At 77.5% G+C, this 8,504-nt stretch carries 8 protein-coding genes; 7 read left to right on the top strand and 1 reads right to left on the bottom strand.

The genetic code is table 11. From position 1 onward, the window contains the following. Nucleotides 1–33 precede the first annotated feature (33 nt). A complete protein-coding gene (locus tag U5M74_RS01025) occupies nucleotides 34–1,227 on the bottom strand; it encodes an alpha/beta hydrolase fold domain-containing protein (RefSeq protein WP_410905307.1) in 1,194 nt (397 codons plus the stop codon). 254 nt (nucleotides 1,228–1,481) lie between these two features. Here U5M74_RS01025 and mihF point away from each other — a divergent pair, with 254 nt between their 5' ends. From mihF to U5M74_RS00990, 7 genes are all read left to right on the top strand, one after another. Continuing rightward, complete coding sequence (gene mihF / locus U5M74_RS01020; protein WP_410905306.1) at nucleotides 1,482–1,793, top strand: integration host factor, actinobacterial type; 312 nt, start codon at nucleotides 1,482–1,484, stop codon at nucleotides 1,791–1,793. Beyond that, entirely contained in the window at nucleotides 1,786–2,463 is a 678-nt protein-coding gene (gene gmk, locus U5M74_RS01015; RefSeq protein ID WP_410905304.1) for a guanylate kinase, read from the top strand. Before mihF ends, gmk begins: the two co-directional genes overlap by 8 nt. A gap of 56 nt (nucleotides 2,464–2,519) precedes the next feature. Next, nucleotides 2,520–2,816, top strand: a complete 297-nt coding sequence (rpoZ, locus tag U5M74_RS01010; RefSeq protein WP_410905302.1) for a DNA-directed RNA polymerase subunit omega — start codon at nucleotides 2,520–2,522, stop codon at nucleotides 2,814–2,816. Nucleotides 2,817–2,865: 49 nt separating this feature from the next. Next, nucleotides 2,866–4,086, top strand: coding sequence for a bifunctional phosphopantothenoylcysteine decarboxylase/phosphopantothenate--cysteine ligase CoaBC (gene coaBC / locus U5M74_RS01005; protein ID WP_410905300.1), 1,221 nt, complete (start codon nucleotides 2,866–2,868; stop codon nucleotides 4,084–4,086). Between the two features lie 148 nt (nucleotides 4,087–4,234). Beyond that, nucleotides 4,235–5,428, top strand: coding sequence for a methionine adenosyltransferase (gene metK / locus U5M74_RS01000; RefSeq protein WP_410905299.1), 1,194 nt, complete (start codon nucleotides 4,235–4,237; stop codon nucleotides 5,426–5,428). Nucleotides 5,429–5,516: 88 nt separating this feature from the next. Then, a complete protein-coding gene (locus tag U5M74_RS00995) occupies nucleotides 5,517–7,802 on the top strand; it encodes a primosomal protein N' (protein ID WP_410905297.1) in 2,286 nt (761 codons plus the stop codon). Continuing rightward, the gene (locus tag U5M74_RS00990; RefSeq protein WP_410905295.1) at nucleotides 7,799–8,494 is read left to right on the top strand and encodes an HAD family hydrolase; all 696 of its coding nucleotides are present in this window, start codon (nucleotides 7,799–7,801) and stop codon (nucleotides 8,492–8,494) included. Before U5M74_RS00995 ends, U5M74_RS00990 begins: the two co-directional genes overlap by 4 nt. Nucleotides 8,495–8,504 lie beyond the last annotated feature (10 nt).

Raw genomic sequence — 8,504 nt, 5'->3', positions numbered from 1 at the left:
CCGCTCCACCTCGCGCACGGCGCGGGGCCCGGCTCAGCCGGGCCCCGCGCCGTGCGCCGTGAGCCACCGGACGGCGAGGGCGTCGACGAGCTGCGCGCCGAGGCTGCCGGGCAGGTCCACCACGTGCGCGGCCTGCGGCACCTCGACGAGCTCGACCTCGGCGCCGGCCGCGCGGGCGTCGTCGGCGAAGGCCCGGGCGCCGGCGGGCGGCACGATCTGGTCGTGCTGCGGGATCACCACCAGGGTGGGCGGCGCCGCGGGGGTCGCGTGCGTGGCCGGCGAGATCGCGCGGTAGCGGTCGGGGTGCTCCGCCGGGCTGCCGCCGGTGTAGGCGCGAGCCATCCACCGCGTGAGGGGCCCGAGGGCCAGGTCGGGGTTGTCGTGGAACCCGACCGGGTCGGCGATGGGGGAGGTCACGACGACGGCGTCGGGCACGGGCAGCCGCCCGCCGCAGGACGGCTCCAGCGTGCCGGCCGCGGCGCGGTAGGCGACGTCGAGGGCCAGGTTCCCGCCGGCGGACGCGCCCATGAGCGCGAGGCGCTCGGTGTCGCCGCCCAGGTCGCCCGCGTGCTCGGCCAGCCACGCCAGCGCGCACGCCACCTGCGGCTCCGCCGCGTCCCACCGGTGCACGGCCGCGTCGGAGAGGCTGTAGTCGACGTTCGCCACCACCCAGCCGCGCTCGCGCAGGTGGTCCAGGTGGGCGAGGCCCACCGGCGCCTGCCGGCTGCTCGACACCCAGCCGCCGCCGTGCAGCCACACGGCCACGGGGGCGTCGCCGTCGGCGCCGGGCGGCGCCCACACCGACAGCTCGACCGGCTCCCCGTCCTGCGTCGTGTACGCCACCGTGGTGTCGGGCGCCGGCACCGGGTCCGGCCGGGGCAGCGCCTCGACCGCGACGCCGGCGGCGCGCGCGGCGTCCAGCAGCCGGTCGAGCACCACGGCGCACCCCAGGAGCCCGGCGACGGCGGCCACGACGACGGCGGCGCGCAGGGCGGTGCGCCGCGCCCACCAGCGGGCGGTCGCGCCGGCGAGCCCCAGGGCCGCCACGAGGCAGAGCCCGCCCGCGTAGCCGGCGGCGTGCGCGGCCAGCGAGACCACCGGCAGGGCGGGGACGAGCGCCCCGAGCGCGACCAGGGCCGGCACGCCCGCGGCGAGCGCGGTGGCGCCGGCGGCGGCCGCCCCGGCGAGCCGGGCGCCGCGGGACGGGCGCACGTCCCTGAGAGCCATGGCGAGCCCCCTCGTCGTGGCCGAGACCTCTCGCGGCGGGCGCCCGCGCGGCCCCGCCGAGCGCCACGGTAGGGCTGTCGCGGCGGGCCCGCCCTCCGGGCGGCGCCGTTACGGGCCGGATGCCCGGAACGCACCGGCGGATCGCCGGTCGCGGTCGCGCCACGCCGCCCACCAGCGATTGCCCGCGCCGCAGGTCGTGGTTACTTTCGTTCGAGCAGTACCACCCCGTCGGCTCGACTGAGTAGGTGACTTGAGTGGCCCTTCCCCCTCTCACCCCGGAACAGCGTGCTGCGGCACTCGAGAAGGCCGCCGAGGCGCGCCGGGTGCGCGCGGAGATCAAGAACCGCCTGAAGTACTCCCAGGGCTCGCTCAAGGAGGTGATCGAGCAGGGCCAGTCCGACGACGTCGTCGGCAAGCTGAAGGTCGTCTCGTTGCTGGAGTCGCTGCCCGGTGTCGGTAAGGTGAAGGCCCGGGCGATCATGGAGGAGATCGGGATCGCCGAGACCCGCCGCGTCCGTGGCCTCGGACCGCACCAGACCGCGGCGCTCATCGAGAGGTTTGGCTGACATTTCCGCGACACCCGCCGGCACCCCGGCCCCCCAGGACCCGCTCGACCAGGAGCCCCGCTCCGCCCGCCTCACCGTCCTGGCCGGGCCCACCGCCGTCGGGAAGGGCACGGTGTCGGCGGACGTGCGCGCGCGCTACCCGCAGGTGTGGCTCTCCGTGTCGGCGACGACGCGGCCGCCGCGGCCCGGCGAGGTGGACGGCGTGCACTACCTCTTCGTGACGCCCGAGGAGTTCGACGCCATGGTCGCCGCCGGCGAGATGCTCGAGTGGGCGGTGGTGCACGGCCGCAACCGGTACGGCACGCCGCGCCGCCCGGTCGAGGAGCATCTCGCCGCCGGCGTGCCGACCCTGCTGGAGATCGACCTGCAGGGTGCCCGCCAGGTGCGCGAGACCATGCCGGAGGCCCGGTTCGTGTTCCTGGCGCCGCCGTCGTTCGAGGAGCTGGAGCGCCGGCTCGTGGGCCGCGGCACCGAGGACGCCGAGGAGCGCGAGCGGCGCCTCGCCACCGCCCGCGTGGAGCTGGCGGCCGAGAGCGAGTTCGACGTGACGATCGTCAACGACGACGTGCGCCGCGCCACCGACGAGCTGGTCGGCGCGATGGGCATCCAGCCGACGCCCGCGGTGCCCGCCGGGCCGCTCGCCCCGGGCGGCGCCCCGGTCGTGCGCTGACGTCCGGGTAGACTGGTCCGTCGACTCCCATCCCTCCCACCACTGGAGCGTGAACCGTGGCCGGAACCGTCGCGCAGCCCATCGGCATCACCGACCCGCCGATCGACGAGCTGCTCGAGAAGACCGACTCGAAGTACGGCCTGGTGCTGTACGCCGCCAAGCGTGCCCGCCAGATCAACGCGTACTACTCGCAGCTGAACGAGGGCCTGCTCGAGAACGTGGGCCCGCTGGTCGAGGCCCGTGCGCAGGAGAAGCCCCTGTCGATCGCCATGCGCGAGATCAACGGGGGCCTGCTCACCTCGACCCCCACCGAGGACCCGGACGACGCCAAGGACTCGAAGACCTCGCTCTGAGCGCACGCTCGAGCGACCGGTCCGACCCAGCGGAGGACGACAGGCCCGCATGAGGATCCTCCTGGGCGTCAGCGGGGGCATCGCCGCGTACAAGGCGGTGCTCCTGCTGCGTCTCCTGCGCGAGGCGGGGCACGCCGTGCGTGTCGTGCCCACCGCCGCCGCGCTGCGCTTCGTCGGCGCCCCCACGTGGGAGGCGCTCTCCGGCGAGCCCGTGAGCACCGAGGTGTTCGACGACGTCGAGAACGTGCAGCACGTCGCGCTCGGCAAGGGCGCCGACCTCGTGGTCGTGGCGCCCGCCACCGCCGACCTGCTGGCGCGGGCGGCGAGCGGGCGCGCCGACGACCTGCTCACCTCCACGCTGCTCACCGCGCGCTGCCCGGTGGTCATGGCCCCGGCCATGCACACCGAGATGTGGGACCACCCCGCCACGCGGGCCAACGTCGCCACCCTGCGCGAGCGCGGCGTGCACGTCATCGAGCCCGCCTCGGGCCGCCTCACCGGCAAGGACACCGGCCCCGGCCGGCTGCCCGAGCCGGAGGACATCGCCCGCGAGGCCCTCGCGGTGGTCGGGGCGCCGGGTGCGGGGGAGGCGCCGGCGGGCGACCTCGCCGGCCGGCGTGTCGTCGTCTCGGCCGGCGGCACGCGCGAGCCGATCGACCCCGTGCGCTACATCGGCAACCGCTCCACCGGGCGCCAGGGCGTGGCCCTGGCCCTCGCGGCGCGCGAGCGCGGCGCCCACGTGACGCTCGTGGCGGCCAACATCGCCGAGCCCCCGGCCGGCGTCGCCGACGTCGTGGTACCGGTGGAGACGACGGCCGAGCTGCGCGACGCCGTGCGCGCAGCCGCCGCGGCGGCCGACGCCGTGGTGATGGCCGCAGCCGTGGCCGACTTCCGGCCCGCCGCCATCCCCGCGGCCAAGATCAAGAAGGTGCCCGGGCAGGGCCCGGTGCCGATCGCGCTCGTCGAGAACCCGGACGTGCTGGCCGAGCTCGCGGCCGAGCGGCTGCGCCCCGGCCAGGTCGTCGTCGGCTTCGCGGCCGAGACGGGCGACGCCGACGGTGACGTGCTGCACCACGGCCGCGCCAAGGCGCGGCGCAAGGGCGCGGACCTGCTCGCGGTCAACGCCGTCGGCGGGGGGCGCGGCTTCGGCACGGCGGACAACGCCGTGACGCTGCTCGACGGCGCCGGCGAGACCGTCGCCGAGGCCGCCGGCACCAAGCGCGAGGTCGCCGACGCGCTCTGGGACGCGGTCGCCAAGCTGCTTGCCTGAGCCGATCGGCCGGCCTGCGCCGCGGCCCGTCGGCGCCTGCCGCACGTCCGGTGTCGCCTGTCCGTCATGCGAGAATGTCTCGTGTTCTGAGACGCGTGTGGTCCCGGAGGGGGGCGCGCGCCCCGTCGAGCCCTTAGGGTGGTGCGCCATGACCGATGCCCTGCGTCTGTTCACGTCCGAGTCCGTCACCGAGGGGCACCCGGACAAGGTCTGCGACCAGATCTCGGACGCGATCCTGGACTCCCTGCTCGAGCAGGACCCGCGCTCGCGCGTCGCCGTGGAGACCATGGTGACCACCGGCCTGGTGCACGTCGCCGGCGAGGTGACGACCGACGCCTACGTGGAGATCCCGCAGATCGTGCGCGACGTCGTGCGCGGCATCGGCTACACCTCCTCGGCGATCGGCTTCGACGGCGACTCGTGCGGCGTGTCGGTCTCGATCGGCCAGCAGTCGCCCGACATCGCCCAGGGCGTCGACAAGTCGGCCGAGCAGCGCGACGACGCCTCCGACGTCGACCCGCTCGACGCGCAGGGCGCGGGCGACCAGGGCCTGATGTTCGGCTACGCCTGCGACGACACCCCGCAGCTCATGCCGCTGCCGATCTGGCTGTCGCACCGCCTGGCCGAGCGTCTCGCCCAGGTGCGCAAGACGGGGGAGGTGCCCGGCCTGCGCCCCGACGGCAAGACGCAGGTGACCATCGCGTACGACGGCGACCGGCCGGTGCGCGTCGACACGGTCGTCGTGTCGACCCAGCACGACGGGGACGTCGCCCAGGACAAGCTGCACCGCGCGATCGCCGAGCGGGTCGTGGCGCCGGTGCTCGCCACGGTCGACCTCGAGTCGGCCGGCGCCCACCTGTACGTCAACCCCACGGGCAAGTTCGTCGTCGGCGGCCCGCAGGGCGACGCCGGCCTGACGGGCCGCAAGATCATCGTCGACACCTACGGCGGCATGTCGCGCCACGGCGGCGGCGCGTTCTCCGGCAAGGACCCGTCGAAGGTGGACCGCTCCGCGGCCTACGCGATGCGCTGGGTGGCCAAGAACGTCGTCGCCGCCGGCCTCGCGCGCCGGTGCGAGGTGCAGGTCGCGTACGCGATCGGCCGGGCGCACCCCGTGGGCCTGTACGTCGAGACCTTCGGCACGGAGACCGTCCCGGTGGAGCGCATCATCGGCGCGATCGACACCGTGTTCGACCTGCGCCCGGCGGCGATCATCCGCGACCTCGACCTGCTGCGGCCGATCTACTCCAAGACGTCGGCCTACGGGCACTTCGGGCGCGAGCTGCCCGAGTTCACGTGGGAGCGCACGGACCGCGTCGACGCGCTGCGCGCCGCCGTCTGACCCCCGCCCTGAGCCCGCCCGTCGTCCGGCCCGTCGTGCGGACCAGGCCCGCGGGCCCGCGCCGGGGCTGTGGGCGTCGCGTGGTGAGATGGTCCCCGTGAGCGACGTCGAGACCCCGGAGCAGCCCACGCTGCTGGGGCTCGACGCCGTCCCGTCCCCGTCCCGCGGGCGCGGCGCGCGGCGCCGCGCGCCGCTCGGGGCGCAGGAGATGGCCACCGAGCGGCCGGTCGCCCGCGTGGTGCTCGACCTGCAGCCCGCCCACCTGGACCGCGAGTACGACTACCTCGTGCCGGCGTCCATGGCGCAGCACGCCGTGCCCGGCGCCCGCGTGCGCGCGCGGTTCGGGCCCCAGGAGGTCGACGGGTACGTCGTCGACCGCGCCGACGCCTCCGACCACGCGGGACGCCTCGTGCCGCTGCGTCGCGTCGTCTCCGGCGACCCGGTCCTGGCGCCGCAGGTGCTGCGGCTGGCGCGGGCCGTGGCCGACCGGTGGGCCGGCACGCTGTCCGACGTGCTGCGGCTGGCGGTGCCACCGCGTCACGCCCGCGTCGAGAAGGAGGTGCTGGCGCAGGTCGCCGGCGGTGCCCCCGGCGCCGCGGCCGGTGCGGACGACGCCGGCACCCCCGACGACGCCGGCACCCCCGACGACGCCGGCACCCCCGACGACGCCGGCGTCGGAGCCCCGGCCGAGCAGGGCGCCCCGCCGGCGCTGCCGGCGTCCCCGGGGCCGCTGCCGGCCGCGTGGACCCACCTGTGGTCCCCGTACCGCGGCGGGGAGGCCTTCCTCGGCCACGTGCAGGCCGGCGAGGCCCCCAAGGCCGTGTGGACCCCGCTGCCGGGCCTGGCCCCCGCCGCGGACGACGGCGCGCCGCCGCGCGTGCCGCACTGGGCGGCCGCGGTGGCCGCGGCCGCCCGCAGCGCCGTGGCCGCGGGCCGCGGGGCGCTCGTCGTCGTGCCCGACGCCCGGGACGCCGAGCGGGTCGGCGCCGCCCTCGACGCCGCGGGCGTGGCCGACCACGTGCGGCTGCTCGCCGACGACGGCCCCGCGCCGCGGTACCGGGCGTTCCTCGCCGCGCGGCACGGCCTGGCGCGCGTCGTCGTGGGCACGCGGGCGGCCGCGTTCGCCCCGGTGGCCGACCTCGGCCTGGTCGTGCTCTGGGACGACGGCGAGGACACCCACGCCGAGCCGCACGCGCCGTACCCGCACGCCCGGGACGTCCTGGCGCTGCGCAGCGACCTCGAGGGTGCCGCGTTCCTGCTCGGCTCGCCGGGCCGCACGGTCGAGGCGCAGGCGCTGCTCGCGCAGGGCTGGGCCCGCGAGGTCGCGGCGCCGCGCGACGTCGTGCGCGCCCGCGCCCCGCGCGTGCGGGCGCTGACGTCCGTGGAGCTCGCGAAGGAGGGCCCGGGGGCGGCGGCGCGCGTGCCCACCACCGCGTGGCGCGCGGCCCGCGACGCGCTGGCCCACGGCCCGGTGCTGGTGCAGGTGCCGCGCACGGGCTACCTGCCCGTGGTGGCATGCTCGCGCTGCCGCACGCCGGCGCGGTGCGGGGCGTGCCACGGCCCGCTGGCGCTGGGCGGCGCGTCGTCGGCGCCGCAGTGCCGCTGGTGCGGCCGCCTGGCCGGCGGGTGGCGGTGCGACGAGTGCGGCAACGCCGGCCTGCGCGCCGTGCGCGTGGGCAGCGAGCGCACCGCCGAGGAGCTCGGGCGCGCGTTCCCCGGCGTCCCGGTGCGCCTGTCCACCTCGACCGCCCCGGGCGGCGTGCTGGGCGCGGTGCCCGGCACGCCCGCGGTGGTCGTGGCCACCCCCGGGGCCGAGCCGGTCGCCGAGGGCGGGTACGCCGCGGCGCTGCTGCTCGACGCCGCGGTCGCCACGGCCGGCGTCGGCCTGGCGAGCGCGACGCGCGCGCTGCACCGCTGGCTCGCCGCCGCGCACCTCGTGCGCCCGGCGGCCGCGGGCGGTCAGGTGCTGCTCGTGGGCGACGGTGCGCCCGGCCCGACCGGTGCGCTCGTCCGGTTCGACCCCGGCGGCTTCGCCGACCGCGAGCTGGCCGAGCGCGTGGAGCTCGCGCTGCCCCCGGCGGTGCGCGTCGCCGCGGTCACCGGGGACCGCGCCGGCGTCATGGCGGTCGTCGACCGGGTGCCGCTCGCCGGGCCCGAGACCGTCCTGGGGCCGGTGGAGACCGAGCCCGACCCCCGCGACGTCGTGGGCGACGGCAGCCTCTTCGACGCCGCCCCCGTCCGCGTCGTCGTGCGCGTGCCCGCGCGCGACGGCCTCGCCCTCGCCCAGCAGCTGCGCGCCTCGCTCGCCGTCCGGTCCGCCCGGCGCGAGCCCGGCAGCGTGCGCGTGCAGCTCGACCCCCCGGAGATGCTGTGACCGGCCAGCCCGCCATGATCGACACCGTCGTCTACGACTTCGGCAACGTGCTCGTGCACTGGGACCCGCGGGGCGCGTACGCCGACCACGACCCGGCGGCCGTGGAGGCGTTCTTCGCCGACTTCGACTTCGTCACGTTCAACCACGCCCAGGATGCCGGCCGCCCGTACGCCGAGGGTCGCGCGGCGGTGGCGGCCACCGCGCCGCAGCACCTGCCGATGCTCGACGCGTACGTGGAGAACTACGCGGGGACGCTGGGCGGGCCGGTGGCGGGGTCGGCGGAGCTCGTCGCCGAGCTCAAGGAGCGCGGCCTGCGGCTGCTCGGGCTGACGAACTGGTGGGCCGAGACGTTCCACCACGCCGCGCAGGCCGCCCCGGCGATCGGGCTGATGGACGGGGTGGTCGTGTCAGGCCGGGTCCGCCTGGCCAAGCCCGACCCGGCGATCTACCACCACCTCGCCGCGACGTTCGACGTCGACCCCGCCCGGGCGGTGTTCGTCGACGACACGCCGGCCAACGTCGAGGCGGCCGCGGCCGTCGGCTTCCACGCGCTGCGCTTCACGACGACGGCGCGGCTGCGCGCGGACCTGCGCGCGCTGGGGGTGCCGGTGGACCGCGACGGGGTCCCCGGAGGCACCCCCGACGCCAGGACCCCCAGGGGAGCCGAGGACGGGGCCGGGCGCGGCCGGTAGGTGGGCGGCC

The organism is Puerhibacterium sp. TATVAM-FAB25 (genome assembly GCF_046535855.1).
In the GTDB taxonomy this organism is placed as follows: domain Bacteria; phylum Actinomycetota; class Actinomycetes; order Actinomycetales; family Cellulomonadaceae; genus Puerhibacterium; species Puerhibacterium variabilis_A.
Note: the sequence above shows the minus strand (reverse complement) of the source record. Positions and strands in the feature narration are given on the sequence as shown.

Coding starts and splice junctions, on each gene's coding strand:
- coaBC (WP_410905300.1), top strand. CDS start 2,866: ATGAGGATCCTCCTGGGCGTCAGCGGGGGCATCGCCGCGTACAAGGCG.
- U5M74_RS00995 (WP_410905297.1), top strand. CDS start 5,517: ATGGTCCCCGTGAGCGACGTCGAGACCCCGGAGCAGCCCACGCTGCTG.
- metK (WP_410905299.1), top strand. CDS start 4,235: ATGACCGATGCCCTGCGTCTGTTCACGTCCGAGTCCGTCACCGAGGGG.
- U5M74_RS01025 (WP_410905307.1), bottom strand. CDS start 1,227: ATGGCTCTCAGGGACGTGCGCCCGTCCCGCGGCGCCCGGCTCGCCGGG.